Consider the following 14,338-nt stretch of genomic DNA (forward strand, 5'->3'; position numbering starts at 1 on the left):
GATTTACTCCTGTTTATAGAGGCAGGTAGCAAAATCAGCCTTGCATCCATTCTCCCTATTGGTGCTGTTATCTACGGCATGCTCTCCAACGTCCGAGCCCTGGCCAAAAGCTACCCGGTCCGCTTCAACCGCCAACGCCGCGAAGTCTGCTACATCGACGACACCACCCATCGAGTGCTGATCGTGCCCTGGGAGAGCGTGGTGGCCTGGGTCGCCCGCAGCCAGGGCGTGACCAGCTACGGTGCGATGCGCGATTACACCTTCGGCATGGGGCTGGAGGACGAAGAGCACGACACCGTGCAGTTTGTATTGTCGGCCCAACCCAGCGATGCGCACGCGCTGGGCATGTGGACGTTCATTCGCAATTACATGGAAGAAGGGGAGCAGGTGGATACGCCCAACCCCATGCTTGCCATTCTGGGGCTGACACCCACCGAAGACGAACTCAAGCCTTACGAAGGCCTGCACACCTTTGAGATCGAACGCAAAGGCGCACGCTTCATGGGTTCCTTAGACGATGACGGCGCGGACCTGACCGCCGCGCAACGACACCAATACGGTTACGGCAAGCGAACCCGATGGCCTCTGCGCTGGTGGTACGTCAGACGGGTGATAGTGTTCTGGAAAATGCCCTACCTGATCGCCGAATGGGCCCACCGCAAGGGTCGCCCGACCCTGCCTGAAAACGTGCAAGCGTGGTCGCAACCGTTGCCCCCCGAACAATGGGCCCAGCCCAGCCCCGCCCTGCAAAAAGCGAACAGACTGGTCAAGACCGCCATGGACAAAAAAGGTGCGACCTACGTCGACGCCTGCAAGGCGGCGGGGCTGCATTGAACCCGTCACTGCACACTTGGCCCAGCGGCCGACTGATCGCGGGCGACGGCCGACCATGTGGATCATGTCGCGAGCAACTGAATAGCTACCAGCCTTTGACGCCGCTCATATCGGGTAGCTTGTGGGCAATGCCCTTGTGGCAGTCGATGCAGGTTGCCTCGCCGTTGGCCAATGAGGTCGAGTGCATGGCCGCCGCCCGTTTGCCCTGGCGGGTAAAGTCCATGAACTCGAAATTGTGGCAGTTACGGCATTCGCGCGAGTCGTTGGCCTTGAGCCTGGCCCATTCATGTTCGGCCAGTTCACGGCGCAGGGTGAGGAACTTGTCGCGGGTGTCGATGGTGCCGAACAGCTTGCCCCAGACTTCCTTCGATGCCTGCATCTTACGCGCGATCTTGTGGGTCCATTCATGGGGCACGTGACAGTCCGGGCAGCTTGCGCGCACACCCGAGCGGTTGGTGTAGTGGATGGTGTCCTGCAGTTCGACAAACACGTTGTCGCGCATCTCGTGGCAGGAAATGCAGAATTTCTCGGTGTTCGTCAGCTCCAGGGCCGTGTTGAAACCACCCCAGAAAATGATCCCGGCGATAAAACCTCCCAGCGTCAGAAATCCCAGGCTGAAATAAACACTCGGCCGACAGAGGATGCCCCAGTAGTCCTTAAGCAGGGCGAACAATGCTTTCATGGCGACTCCTCAAGGTTTCTGCGCGGCGTTGGCGTCGTCTTGCAGGATTTTGTCGATGGTCTCGAAGCTGTTGCCCACCAGCGGCAGCACATCTTTTTGCGGCACATGGCACTGGTTGCAGAAGTAGCGACGCGGTGAGACAGCCGCCAGCGCCTGGCCGTCGCGGTCCATGTAGTGGGTGATGCTGATCATCGTCGCCTGGCTGCGTGGACTGTTGGCCCGGCTGTGGCAGGACAGGCATTTGTTGCCGTTCTTGTCGATCTGATAGCCACGAATGCTGTGGGGGATGGTCGGCGGCTGGTCAGGGTAGTTGCGCTCGCGCTTGAGGTCTTTGTTTTCATCGTCGGCCAGTGGCGGCGCAGGCGCGTTTTGCGTCAGGGTGCCGCCGGGCCGGCGTCCGTCCGGGCCCGAAGCATCCAGCGGGTAATCGACCTCGGCGGCGATCACCGCGCCCATCACGGCGAGCAGGAACAACGGCAGGATGCGAAAAGTCATGACGGTTCTCCTCAAGCCACGCTGATCAACTCGATGCGGATCGCGCATTTCTTGTAGTCGGTCTGCTTGGAGATCGGGTCGGTGGCGTCGAGCGTGACCTTGTTGATCAGCTTGTTGGCATCGAAAAACGGCACGAACACCAGGCCGCGTGGCGGTTTGTTGCGTCCACGGGTTTCGATGCGGGCACGGATTTCCCCGCGACGGCTGATCAGTTTCACTTCACTGCCGCGGCGTGCCTTCATGGCCTTGGCGTCCTCGGGGTGCATGTAGACCAGCGCGTCCGGCACGGCTTTGTACAGTTCATCGACCCGTTGGGTCATGGTGCCCGTGTGCCAATGTTCAAGGACTCGGCCGGTGCTCAGCCAGAACGGGTAGTCGGCATCCGGCGCTTCAGCCGGTGGCTCATAGGGCAGGGCGAAGATGATCGCCTTCTTGTCCGGGTAGCCGTAGAACTGCACTTCGCTGCCCGTTTCCACGTAGGGGTCGAGCCCCTCGCGGTAACGCCAGCGGGTTTCCTTGCCGTCAACCACCGGCCAGCGCAGGCCACGCTCGGTGTGGTAACGATCAAAGGCCGCCAGGTCATGGCCATGACCGCGACCAAACTGGGCGTACTCTTCGAACAGACCCTTCTGCAGGTAGAAACCGAAGGCCTTGGCTTCATCGTTCTTGTAGCCGGTCTCGATCTGCTCGACCGGAAACTCGTCGACCTGGCCATTTTTGAACAGCACCTCGAACAGGGTTTTGCCCTTGTACTCCGGTGCCTTGGCCAGCAACTCCGCGGGCCAGGTTTCATCGGTGGTAAAGCGCTTGGAAAACTCCACCAGTTGCCAAAGATCAGACTTGGCCTCTCCGGGGGCGCTGACCAACTGATGCCAGAACTGCGTGCGACGTTCGGCGTTGCCAAAGGCGCCTTCCTTCTCCACCCACATGGCGCTGGGCAGGATCAGGTCGGCGGCCTGGGCGGAAACGGTGGGGTAGACGTCCGAGACGATCACGAAGTTTTCCGGGTTGCGCCAGCCCGGCAGGACTTCCTGCATGATGTTGGGCCCGGCCTGCATGTTGTTGCTGGCCTGGGTCCAGTAGACGTTGAGCACACCATCCTTGAGCATGCGGCTTTGTTGTACCGCATGAAAGCCGACTTTCTCTTGAATGGTGCCGGCGGGCAGTTTCCAGATTTTTTCCGCGGTGGCGCGGTGTTTCGGATTGGTCACCACCATGTCGGCGGGCAGGCGGTGGGAGAAAGTCCCCACTTCGCGCGCGGTGCCACAGGCCGATGGCTGGCCGGTCAACGAGAAAGGGCTGTTGCCCGGTTCGCTGATTTTACCCGTGAGCAGATGGATGTTATAGATCAGGTTGTTGGCCCATACCCCGCGGGTGTGCTGGTTGAAGCCCATGGTCCAGAACGATACGACCTTGCACTTGGGATCGGCATAAAGTTCGGCCAGGGCCTTGATGCGTTCAGGCGCCACCCCGGTTTCCTTCGCGGTACGTTCCAGGGTGTAGGGTTTGACGAACTCAGCGAACTGTTCGAAGGACATGTCCGTCCAGGTATTGGCCTTGTCGGCATTCTTAGCCTGTTTTTCCAGCGGATCATCGGCACGCAAGCCGTAGCCGATATCGTCGGCGCCCTTCGCGAAGCGCGTGTGCTTGCTGATGAAGTCCTGATTGACCGCGCCGCTTTCAATGATGTGGTTGGCGATATAGTTGAGAATCAACAGGTCGGTTTGCGGCTTGAACACCATGGGGATGTCGGCCAGTTCGAAGCTGCGGTGTTCGAAGGTCGACAATACCGCGACTTTCACGTGCGGATAGCTCAGGCGCCGGTCGGTGACACGGCTCCACAGGATCGGATGCATCTCCGCCATGTTCGAGCCCCACAGCACAAAGGCGTCGGTGGCCTCGATGTCGTCGTAGCAACCCATGGGCTCGTCCATGCCAAAGGTGCGCATGAATCCCATCACCGCCGAGGCCATGCAATGACGGGCATTGGGGTCGATGTTGTTGCTGCGAAAGCCGGCCTTCATCAGCTTGTTGGCGGCATAACCTTCCCACACCGTCCACTGACCCGAACCGAACATGCCGACCGATTCGGGCCCCTTGTTTTTCAGGGCCTGCTTGAATTTTTCTTCCATGATGTCGAAGGCCTTGTCCCAGCTGATCGGCTGGAACTCTCCCTGCTTGTCGTACTTCCCGTTGGTCATGCGCAGCAGCGGTTGGGTCAGGCGATCCACGCCGTACATGATCTTGGACAGGAAATAGCCCTTCACACAGTTCAACCCGCGATTGACCTCGGCCTTGACGTCGCCATGGGTGGCGACCACCCGATTGTCCCGGGTCGCGACCATCACGCTGCAACCGGTGCCGCAGAAACGGCAGGGCGCCTTGTTCCAGTCAAGGGTGACCATGTCCGCTTCGGTCACCAGGTTGCTGGCAGTGGTGAAGATCGGCAGGCCGGCCGCGGAGGCTGCGATGGCGGCGGCCTGGGCCTTGACGAATGCTCGGCGCGACATGCTCATTGGATGTCTCCCGCGGGATCGAGAATTTCGTGATAGATCAGCGCGGCGTTGAGCACGCCCGGTAAATTGTTGATTTGATCGATGCGTTGCAGGATCTGGTTTTCGTGTACGGCCTCGAGGACTACCACCAGTTTGCCGGCGGCACTTTCCTGATGTAACTCCACGCCGTCCAATAAACGCAGGTTGGCTTTGACGGCGTCAAACAGTTCAGGTCGGGCAAGTACCACAAGGCTGGCTATGTGCAGGGGTTCATCCATGGCTGACTCCAACAGGCTCTAATGGAAGGCTTTTAGTTGGGTGGTCCGGGCGGGCCGTAGAGCATCTGGAAAAACCAGATGATGAAACCGTAACCGCCGACGATGGCGACTGAAAGTAACGGAAACAGGCAAACGACAAGAAAGAGAAACAGGCGCATTTCCTTGCGTCGCTGCGGTTTTTGCTCTTCGGTCAATGACATGGAGTGCGCTCCAGCCGAACTTGCATTCAGACTAGATCACGGAAATTTAAGAGGGTTATTACTGCAGTTTTTATCGACCGACGGTGGCCTGTAGCTATTGCCCTGAGATAGCTGGCTATAACGTTTCGATCCATTACAGCATTGAGTTACAAAAGGAGAACGGCGTTGAGGCACCGTTCGTAGCAAGGGAGCGCGTTGTTGCGAATCAGGTATGGACCAAGGCGATGGTGAACGAAACCACGATCATGCAGGCGAAGGCGAAATTGATATTCATGACGTTTGTTTCCGATACAGGGGTGATGGCGCTCATCTTGAACAGGTCGGGCGCAAATAAAAAATTCGGCTTGGTGATTTGAAAGATCGAAAGAATTGATACCTGCTGGCGTGTTTGTGTTTCCTGCGTTGTTTGGCTACTCTCGCAAACAGGCAACTTCGCGCACAAACGGGCAATATCATGCACGACCAGCATTCCGCAGCCGAACTCCCGCAACTGCGCCGGCAGAAAATCCTCTTGATCCTGGAACGTGACGGCAAGGTCATGGCGGCCGAATTGAGCCAGCATTTCGCGGTTTCCGAGGACACCATTCGCCGGGACCTTGCAGAGCTGGACAGCGCCGGGCTGGTGCAGCGCGTACATGGCGGGGCCTTGCCACGTCCCAAGGACACGGGCAAGGACTACTTCACCCGGATCAGCGAGACCGACGAAGTCAAAACCCGGTTGGCGCAACTGGCGGCGAGTCGGGTCGAGAGCGGCCAGATCGTGATGTTCGACTCAGGCACCACCACGTTGCAGATTGCGCGGTTGCTGCCACCGGACATCTGCATCACGGCGGTCACCGCGTCGCCGATGACGGCTATTACCTTGTCCGAATTCAAAGGCATCAAGGTGATCCTGGCGGGGGGACAACTCAATCCTGCGACCATGTCGGCCAGCGGCCATGAAACCCTGCGCTTGCTCGAGGGCATCAAGGCGGATCTGTTGTTTACCGGAGTCTGTGCGATTCATCCGCAAGTCGGTATCAGCTCCCTGCATTTCGATGAAGTGCCGGTGAAGCAGGCGATGCTCGACAGCGCGACCCAGGTCATTGCCGTCACCACGGCGGACAAGCTGGGCGCGGTGGAGCCTTTCGTGGTGGCGCCTTGTGAGCGTCTGCACACGCTGATCACCGAGCGTCATGTGGCGACGGGCAACGTTGAGGATTACCGCAAGTTGGGGATCGAGGTGGTGCAGGCGGAGGCTTGAGCGCTATGTCTCAATGAAACACAAACTGTAGGAGCGAGCTTGCTCGCGATGGCGATGTGTCAGGCGACTTCAATGTTGACTGATACACCGCTATCGCGAGCAGCTCGCTCCCCCAGTGGATTGGGGTGTTGCCTCAACTTCGCAGATGACTCAACGCAGTCGCTCCAGCATTTGGTAGTACCACATGCCCGCCGCCAGCATCGGGTTGCCGAGCAGGTCGCCCATGGGCACGCGGATGTGTTGGCAGGCGGCGAAGGTGTCGAAGTGTTCCAGTTGCCCGGTGATCGCCCGGCCCATGATTTCGCCCATGATGTGGGTGGTGGCGATGCCGTGTCCGGAGTAGCCCTGGCAGTACCAGACGTTGTCCGAGAGTTTGCCCAGTTGCGGGATGCGGTTGATCACGATGCCCATCGCGCAGCTCCACTGGTAATCGATGGCCACGCCTTTGAGTGCCGGAAACGTCTGCTCGATGCACGGGCGCAACTCGGCGGCGATGTCGCGCGAATCCTTGCCGCTGTAGTTGGCGCCGCCGCCGAACAGCAGGCGGCCGTCGGCGGTCAGGCGGTAGTAGTCGAGGACGAAGCGGCAGTCGTAGACCGCGAGGTCCTCTGGGTTGATCTGTTTGGCCAGGTCTCCCAGCGGTGCGGTGGTGACGATGCCGCCCATGGCCGGGAAGATCTTGCCCTTGAGCTTGCCCGGTTCCAGCTTGTGGTAGACGTCGCCGGCCAGCAGTACCTGGTTGGCATCGATGCGGCCGTGGGCGGTGCGTATGCCTGGCTTGTCACCGTGAATGATCTCCAGCACTTCGCTGTTTTCGAAGATCAATGCGCCGAGACTTTCCGCTGCCCGCGCTTCGCCGATGCACAGGTTGAGCGGGTGCAGGTGCATGTTGCGCGTGTTCTTGATCGCGCCGTGGTAGAGGTCGCTTTGCAGCAGGTCGCGCACCTGGCTGCGGTCGAGCAGGCTGACGTCATCGGCCATGCCACGGCGCAGCGCTTCGTCATGGTCCTTGCGCAAACCGTCCATGTGGCCGGGCTTGTAGGCGGCGTGCAAGTGGCCGTGCTTGAGGTCGCAGGCGATGGCGTATTTCTCCACCCGTTGCTCGATGATCTGGTGACCGCGCCAGCGCAGGTGCCAGATGAAGTCATCGACTTCTTCGCCGAGGGTGCGGCGCATCTGTTTGCGCATCGCTTCGTCGCCCGAGAGGCTGCCGGTGACCTGGCCGCCGTTGCGCCCGGTGGCGCCCCAGCCGATCTTGTGGCTTTCGACGATGGCGACTTTCAGGCCCTTTTCAGCCAGTTCGACCGCCGTGGCGACGCCGGTAAAACCGCCACCGATGATGACGACGTCGACGCGTTGCTGGCCTTGCAGCGTGGGGTAGTCGGTTTCGTGGTTGAGGGTGGCGCTGTAGTAGGAATTGCAGCGTTGCTGAGTCATGTCAGTGTCCATGCAAAATTTGGGAGATTAGTGCGAACCCTGTAGGAGCGAGCTTGCTCCGGGCGGCGTGTCATTCAACATTGATGTTGGCTGACACGGCCCTTTCGCGAGCAAGCTCGCTCCTACAGTGGGAATGCGTAGGGTCGACCGGGCGGCTCACGCCTCAGTCAGATACCAACGCCAATCCTGCTCACCCACTTCAGCCATGAACTGCCGATACTCTGCACGCTTGACCGCCAGGTAAACCCCCAGGAATTCCTGGCCCAACGCATCCCGCGCCCACACCGAATTTTCCAGCGCCGTCAGTGACGTCAGCCAGTCGGTCGGCAGCAACTGCGTGGCCTGCGCATAGCCGTTGCCTTGCACCGGTTCGCCCGGATCGAGGTTCTCGCTGATGCCGCGATGGATGCCGGCAAGGATCGCCGCCGCTGCCAGGTAGGGATTGGCGTCGGCGCCGCAGATGCGGTGTTCGATGTGCCGGCTGTTGGCCGGGCCACCGGGCACGCGAAGGCTGACGGTGCGGTTGTCGACGCCCCAGGTCGGGGCCAACGGCGCATAGCTGTTGGCCTGGAAGCGCCGGTAGGAGTTGGCGTTAGGGCAGAACAGCAACAGCGAATCGAGCAGGCTGGCGAGCATGCCGCCGATGGCCGTGCGCAGCAGCGGGGTACCGGCCGGGTCCTCGGAAGCGAACAGGTTGCAGCCTTCGGCGTCGGCGATGCTGACGTGCATGTGCATGCCGGTGCCTGCCAGATGATCGAAGGGTTTGGCCATGAACGTAGCTTGCATGCCGTGCTTGTGGGCCACGGCTTTCACCAGGCGTTTGTAACGCACGGCCTGATCCATCGCCTGCAAGGCATCGCCGTGTTCCAGGGTGATTTCCACTTGTCCCGGGGCGTATTCGGAAATCGCCGTGCGCGCCGGAATGCGGTGCAGCTTGCACGCGGCATAGAGGTCGGCGAGGAAGGGTTCGATCTGCTCCAGCTCGCGCAGGCCGTAGACCTGCGTGTGTCGCGGTCGACCACCGTCAGCGTCCAGCGCCGGTTGCGGGCGGCCGTTATGGTCGCGCTTGGCGTCCAGCAGATAGAACTCCAGTTCGCACGCCATCACCGGGTGGTAACCCTCGGCCTTCAGGCGGTCGATGACCTTGATCAGCAGATGACGTGGGTCGGCGATGCTCGCCGGCATGCCTTCTTGCGGGTGCATGCTGACCTGCACCGCCGCCGTCGGAATCTGCCGCCACGGCAAGCGCACTAGGCTGCCTTCGAGCGGATAGGCGCGGCAGTCGATATCGCCCACGTCCCAGACCAGCCCGGAGTTCTCGACGTCATCGCCTTGCAAGGTCAGGCCGAGAATGGTGCTGGGCAGCGGGCGACCGCTTTCATACACCGCCAGCAGTTCCTCACGGTGCAACAGCTTGCCGCGCGGTACGCCATTGGCGTCGAGAATGAACAGCTCGATCATGTCGATATCGGGGTTGTTCGCCAGAAAGGATTGAGCGTCTTCAAGGGCTGCAAATTTCATTGTTCGTCACTCACGTGGGCGTCCCGCGGACGCACGGATTCAGGCCAGGGCGCGACGACGGATAAAGATCCGCCGCGGGCTGGCAGCGATAGCAAAAAGGAGAGGGGCTCGACGAATCGTGGACGCGATCAGGCGAGCAGGTTGCTATCCGGCGGGCGTGCGGAGTGACGCAGTTTGGAGCGGCGCAGGGCCATGGGCAGGTTGACGATGCGTTTCATGGGGCAATGTCACCCACGACCAACACAGGGGTGGTCAGGATCGAGACATCCAGCAAGTGGTGCTCTGACGGTGAGGTGCTCATGACTCAGGTTTCCAGCAGGGGAAATCGTCGGTGGCGGATAACGAGCTATCCGCAGTGACTGGATACTAGGGGTGAAAGCGAAACCTGTAAACGTCTGTTTTCAGCGAAGCAGGTACACGCCCAGTCCGACCAGCCCACAACCAGCCAACACTTCGATCACCCCGCGCTTGAACCGCAGCAAGGCAATCGCCGCCGCGATCGCGATCAACAACGAAGGCCAATCCAGCCGACCGTCGAAGCCGTCAGGCCACAGCACATGGTAGCCAAAGAAACACGCCAGATTGACAATCACCCCGACCACAGCGGCCGTGATCGCTGTCAGTGGCGCGGTGAACTTGAGTTCGTTGTGCGTCGATTCCACCAAGGGGCCACCGGCGAGAATGAACAGGAACGAAGGCAGGAAGGTGAACCAGGTCACCAGCATGGCGGCAACGGCACCGGCGACAAAGGCCTGATCGGGACCGAACACCTGATGCACGTAGCCGCCGATAAAACCGACGAAGGCCACGACCATGATCAGCGGCCCGGGTGTGGTTTCGCCGAGCGCCAGACCATCGATCATCTGCGTCGGCGTCAGCCAGCCATAATGCCCCACCGCGCCCTGGTACACATACGGCAGCACCGCGTAGGCACCGCCGAAGGTCAGCAGCGCCGCTTTGGTGAAGAACCAGCTCATCTGCGTCAGCGTGCCGTCCCAACCGAACAGGGCGGTGAGGGTGGCCATCGGCAGTGTCCACAACACCGCGCCAATGAGGGCCAGGTGCAGCCATTTCCAGCGACTGAAACGGGCGTGTTCGGGTGTCGGTGTGTCGTCGTCGATCAATGCCGCGCCAAAGGTTTTCTGCGCAGCGCCGTGGCCTCCGGTGCGGAACTTTTCCGGTGCCAGGCGCCCGCCGAAATAGCCGATGATTGCCGCGCCCAACACGATCAAGGGAAAGGGCACGTTGAGCGCGAAGATGGCCACGAATGACGCGGCGGCGATGCCCCACATCCAGCCGTTTTTCAATGTCCGGGAGCCGATCCGGTGTGCCGCCTGCAGCACAATGGCGGTCACCGCAGGCTTGATCCCGTAGAACAACCCGGCCACCGCCGGCACCTCACCGAAGGCGATGTACACCCAGGACAGGGCAATCAGGATGAACAGCGACGGCAGCACGAACAGCGTGCCTGCGATCACGCCGCCCCAGGTCCGGTGCATCAGCCAGCCGATGTAGGTCGCCAGTTGCTGGGCCTCTGGGCCGGGCAGCAGCATGCAATAGTTGAGGGCATGCAGAAAGCGTCGCTCGGAGATCCAGCGTCGGCGCTCGACCAACTCCTGGTGCATGATCGAAATCTGCCCCGCCGGCCCGCCGAAACTGATGAAGCCGAGCTTGAGCCAGAAGCGGAACGCTTCGCGCAGGCTGATTGCAGCAGGCTTTGTTTGGTCTGGTTGACTGTTCTGGGAAGGCGTGGGGCTCAAGCGGATGTTCCTTGCGAAGGCGCTTTTAGCCAGTGACTTTAGCAAAGAACCTCGAAGTGAATATCAGTTCTTTGCGGGAAATAACTGCTGCGCTTGTGCGAAACACTTCTCGGCAATCGCCGAACGCGGTTCGGTCTTGCGCATGACCAAACCCAGGGGCGCCAGCACGCTGGCATCGGGCAAGTTGATGAAGGACAGGTGTTCGATCGGCGCTTCCAGGCCACTATCGAGGGGCATGATCGCGCAGCAAAAACCCTCGTGGATCGCCTGGAGCAACTGGTAGGTGGAATCGCTTTCCAGGATCGGCCGCGGGTCGAGCCCGCGGCTGCGGAAACTCAGGTCGATGGATTTACGATAGTGCATGCCGTTGCTGAGCATGCCCAGCGGCAGCTCGGCGGCATCTTCCCAGCTCATTTGCGTGCCGTCGAAACGGAAGTGACGGGTGTCGTAGAGCAGGCCGACGCGGGTTTCGCCGATCTCGAAAAACTCGAAATAGTTCGGGTTGACGTGGTCGAGATAACACACGCCCAGGTCGAGTTGGTTATTGCCCAGCCCCTCGATGATCTGGTCTGAACTGAGTGACGACAGGCTGAACTTGAGTTCGGGAAAGCTGCGCGAAAGCCCCTGGATATAGCTGACCGGATTGAAACTGCTGAGCGGCACCAGGCCCAGGCGTAGGTTACCGACCAATTGGCCACGACACGCGGCCGCTTCGGCTAACAGGCCATCGTGGGCAGCCAGCAGGGTCCGGGCCCACGCCAGTACCCTTTCGCCGGCCTCGGTAAAGCCTTCGAAGCGCTGGCCGCGGGTAACCAGTACCAGGTCCAGTTCATCCTCGAGGTTACGCAGGCGCATCGACAGGGTCGGCTGGGTGATGTGGCAGCGCGCGGCGGCCTGGCCGAAGTGGCGGGTCTGCTCCAGGGCGATCAGGAACTTGAGTTGTTTGATGTCCATGATGGCACCTGCTGGCGGGGGAAGGGTGTAGGAACTGGTAGGCTTGATTTTGAGCGTAGACGATCTCACTGTTGGTTCTGTGCGTCCAATCAGCTGTATTTAAAGGGCAATAGATTCGCTCGATAATGCGGTTGGTGAGAGTGATTAGACAGTGCTTGTTCCAGCGCTTTAGTCTCCGCAAGTTAGTTAATTCCTGTCTGCCGGAGAATCTTGATGAGCGTCAAACCGGATGCATTGTTTGTCCCCTTGAACATTGCCGTACTGACCGTCAGCGACGCACCTCAAATCGGTGCAAGCCTGCGGGACACGGGGGTGAGCAGCGTAAACCTGTGGGAGCGAGCTTGCTCGCGATGAGGCCGGAACATTCAACATCGATGTTGACATAGGCCGCCTTCGCGAGCAGGCACGCTCCCACAGGTTTTGGGTGTTTCTTGAGTGTCAGCTCAACACAAAATCCACCGGTTCAAGCGCCGGTGGCAACTCCGTCACGCCCAGCGCAGCCAGGACATCGCGCTCGATATTGCGCACGATGGCGTCGGTGGGCAGGTCGTTTTCGTCGCGGCCGAAGGGGTCTTCCAGTTCGTCGGCAATCGCATCCAGGCCGAAGAAGGTGTAGCTGACGATCGCGGTGAAGATCGGTGTCAGCCAGCCCAGGGGTTCGGCCATGGCGAACGGCAACAGGATGCAGAACAGGTAGATGGTGCGGTGCAGCAACAAAGTGTAGGGGAATGGCAGCGGGGTGTTCTTGATCCGCTCACAGACTGCCTGGGCATGGGTCAGACTGGTCAAATGGTTGGCCATGAGCGTGTAGCGCCAATCGTTGATCGCCCCGGATTTGTTGAGTGAAGAGCACTGCTGACCCACCTGCAGCAGTATCTGTCCGCTGATATCCGTGGTGTTGCCCTTGGGCATCGGTTGCAGCCAGTCGCCACTGGCGGCCAGTTCGTTTTCCCTGCGTAGTCGCGCGTTGAGCGCATGGGCGAAGCCACACAGGTTGCCGAGGATCGTGTGTCGTTCTGGCGCGTCCTTGATGATCTGGGTTTCGCGAATCATCGAGCGGATGTCCACGATGATCTCGCCCCACGCCTTGCGCGCTTCGTACCAGCGGTCATAGCAGGCGTTGTTGCGAAAGCTCATGAAGATCGACAGTGACAGGCCGAGCAGGGTGAACGGCGTTGCACTGACCTTGGAGAAGTAGCTCGGGTGCAGGGTTTCGATCAGGACGATGGCCGAGGCAAGCAAGGTCACCAACAGGCTGCGCAGGGCAATGCGTTTGGCGATCGAGCCCTTGAGCGAAGTCAGCACGCCGATCAGGTTGGGTTTGGGTCTGACGATCATGGTCTTTCAGCCGCCCGTCATGTTCATGAAGCGAACGACCTGGACATCGTCGTTCACTTCGAAATTGTGCCGATAAGGCTTGAGTTTCATCGCCTCGATGATGGCTTTCTCCAAGCGTTCCGGCTGTCCGGGGTGACTGCGCAACAAGGCCTTGAGATCGACGGAGTGCTCGTTGCCCAGGCACAGCAGCAGGCGACCCTCGACGGTCAGCCGCACCCGATTGCAAGTGCCGCAGAAGTTGTGGCTGTGGGGCGAAATGAACCCCAGGCGAATCTGCGGCGCCTCGGCCAGGCGCCAGTAGCGCGAAGGGCCCTGGGTCGACTCGGCGCAATCAATCAAAGTGTAGCGCTCGGCAATCCGCTCACGGACCTGGGCGCTGGAATAAAACGACTCGGCGCGGCTGTGCTCGCTGATGGTGCCCAAGGGCATTTCTTCGATAAAGGAGATATCCAGATTACGGTCGATGGCGAAGCTCACCAGATCGTTGATCTCGTGATCGTTGCGGCCCTTCATCACCACGCAGTTGAGCTTGGTGTTGCGAAATCCGGCCTTGTTGGCGGCGTCGATGCCCTTGATCACCAGCGCCAGATCACCGGTACGAGTCAATTCGCGAAAGCGTTGCGGGTCGAGGCAATCGAGGCTGATATTGAGGCGCTTGACCCCGGCCTCGAACAAGGGCTCGGCCAGTTTGGCCAGCTGCGAGCCATTGGTGGTCATGCACAGTTCGCGCAGGCCGGGCAGGGCGGCGATCTTCTCGCACAGCTGGACCACGCCCGGGCGGATCAGCGGCTCACCCCCGGTCAGGCGGATCTTGCGCGTACCCAGTGCGACGAAGCTCTCGGCCACCTGGTAGATCTCTTCCAGGGTTAGCACCCGTTGGCGCGGCAGGAACTGCATGTCCTCGGCCATGCAATACACGCAGCGGAAATCGCAACGGTCGGTGACCGACATGCGCAGATAATCCACGCGGCGGGAGAACCCATCGATCAAGACTCGTTTCGACATGACATCCTCGCTTGGCGCTGGGCGCATTAAATGAATTGTGGGAGCCTGCTCGCGATGGTCGTTAACGATGACGCGTGCTTACTGGCTGAACGCGGT

14 protein-coding genes and 1 pseudogene are annotated in these 14,338 nt (G+C 60.3%); 3 read left to right on the forward strand and 12 right to left on the reverse strand.

What is annotated here, in order from left to right:
- On the forward strand, positions 1-834 hold an 834-nt coding region (locus SOP95_RS21590; protein ID WP_323608253.1), incomplete at its 5' end, for a DUF6708 domain-containing protein.
- Between the two features lie 85 nt (positions 835-919).
- Here the strand turns inward: SOP95_RS21590 and SOP95_RS21595 are convergent.
- From SOP95_RS21595 to SOP95_RS21620, 6 genes are all read right to left on the reverse strand, one after another.
- Positions 920-1,516 (reverse strand): cytochrome c3 family protein, encoded by a 597-nt coding sequence (locus SOP95_RS21595; RefSeq protein ID WP_274076691.1) that lies wholly within the window; start codon positions 1,514-1,516, stop codon positions 920-922.
- Positions 1,517-1,525: 9 nt separating this feature from the next.
- Positions 1,526-2,011 (reverse strand): nitrate reductase cytochrome c-type subunit, encoded by a 486-nt coding sequence (locus tag SOP95_RS21600; protein WP_274076692.1) that lies wholly within the window; start codon positions 2,009-2,011, stop codon positions 1,526-1,528.
- Between the two features lie 11 nt (positions 2,012-2,022).
- Complete coding sequence (gene napA / locus SOP95_RS21605) at positions 2,023-4,527, reverse strand: nitrate reductase catalytic subunit NapA (protein ID WP_274076693.1); 2,505 nt, start codon at positions 4,525-4,527, stop codon at positions 2,023-2,025.
- Complete coding sequence (locus SOP95_RS21610; protein WP_077185768.1) at positions 4,524-4,784, reverse strand: chaperone NapD; 261 nt, start codon at positions 4,782-4,784, stop codon at positions 4,524-4,526. Before SOP95_RS21610 ends, napA begins: the two co-directional genes overlap by 4 nt.
- Before the next feature lie 32 nt (positions 4,785-4,816).
- Positions 4,817-4,984, reverse strand: a complete 168-nt coding sequence (gene napE, locus SOP95_RS21615) for a periplasmic nitrate reductase, NapE protein (protein WP_046817268.1) — start codon at positions 4,982-4,984, stop codon at positions 4,817-4,819.
- A 205-nt stretch (positions 4,985-5,189) separates the two neighbouring features.
- The gene (locus SOP95_RS21620) at positions 5,190-5,546 is read right to left on the reverse strand and encodes a hypothetical protein (RefSeq protein WP_274076778.1); all 357 of its coding nucleotides are present in this window, start codon (positions 5,544-5,546) and stop codon (positions 5,190-5,192) included.
- On the opposite strand from SOP95_RS21620, the gene SOP95_RS21625 reads away from it, so the two are divergent.
- Positions 5,439-6,227, forward strand: a complete 789-nt coding sequence (locus SOP95_RS21625; protein ID WP_323608254.1) for a DeoR/GlpR family DNA-binding transcription regulator — start codon at positions 5,439-5,441, stop codon at positions 6,225-6,227. The two genes, SOP95_RS21620 and SOP95_RS21625, sit on opposite strands and share 108 nt — an antisense overlap.
- Before the next feature lie 150 nt (positions 6,228-6,377).
- On the opposite strand, the gene SOP95_RS21630 is transcribed toward SOP95_RS21625, so the two are convergent.
- From SOP95_RS21630 to SOP95_RS21645, 4 genes are all read right to left on the reverse strand, one after another.
- A complete protein-coding gene (locus tag SOP95_RS21630) occupies positions 6,378-7,664 on the reverse strand; it encodes an NAD(P)/FAD-dependent oxidoreductase (protein WP_323608256.1) in 1,287 nt (428 codons plus the stop codon).
- A gap of 156 nt (positions 7,665-7,820) precedes the next feature.
- The gene (locus SOP95_RS21635) at positions 7,821-9,185 is read right to left on the reverse strand and encodes a glutamine synthetase family protein (protein ID WP_323608257.1); all 1,365 of its coding nucleotides are present in this window, start codon (positions 9,183-9,185) and stop codon (positions 7,821-7,823) included.
- 401 nt (positions 9,186-9,586) lie between these two features.
- Complete coding sequence (gene chrA, locus SOP95_RS21640) at positions 9,587-10,945, reverse strand: chromate efflux transporter (protein ID WP_323608258.1); 1,359 nt, start codon at positions 10,943-10,945, stop codon at positions 9,587-9,589.
- Between the two features lie 63 nt (positions 10,946-11,008).
- A complete protein-coding gene (locus tag SOP95_RS21645) occupies positions 11,009-11,899 on the reverse strand; it encodes a LysR family transcriptional regulator (RefSeq protein WP_323608259.1) in 891 nt (296 codons plus the stop codon).
- A 213-nt stretch (positions 11,900-12,112) separates the two neighbouring features.
- On the opposite strand from SOP95_RS21645, the pseudogene SOP95_RS21650 reads away from it, so the two are divergent.
- A pseudogene (locus SOP95_RS21650) lies at positions 12,113-12,175 on the forward strand (molybdenum cofactor biosynthesis protein); the annotation flags it as partial.
- A 162-nt stretch (positions 12,176-12,337) separates the two neighbouring features.
- Here the strand turns inward: SOP95_RS21650 and SOP95_RS21655 are convergent.
- Together SOP95_RS21655 and moaA are read right to left on the reverse strand one after the other, a co-directional pair.
- On the reverse strand, positions 12,338-13,237 hold the full coding sequence (locus SOP95_RS21655; protein WP_323608260.1) for a bestrophin family protein: 900 nt from the start codon (positions 13,235-13,237) through the stop codon (positions 12,338-12,340).
- A gap of 6 nt (positions 13,238-13,243) precedes the next feature.
- Complete coding sequence (moaA, locus tag SOP95_RS21660) at positions 13,244-14,242, reverse strand: GTP 3',8-cyclase MoaA (RefSeq protein WP_323608261.1); 999 nt, start codon at positions 14,240-14,242, stop codon at positions 13,244-13,246.
- Between the last annotated feature and the right edge of the window lie 96 nt (positions 14,243-14,338).

This window comes from Pseudomonas sp. YuFO8, assembly GCF_035065025.1.
Lineage (GTDB): Bacteria > Pseudomonadota > Gammaproteobacteria > Pseudomonadales > Pseudomonadaceae > Aquipseudomonas > Aquipseudomonas putida_AE.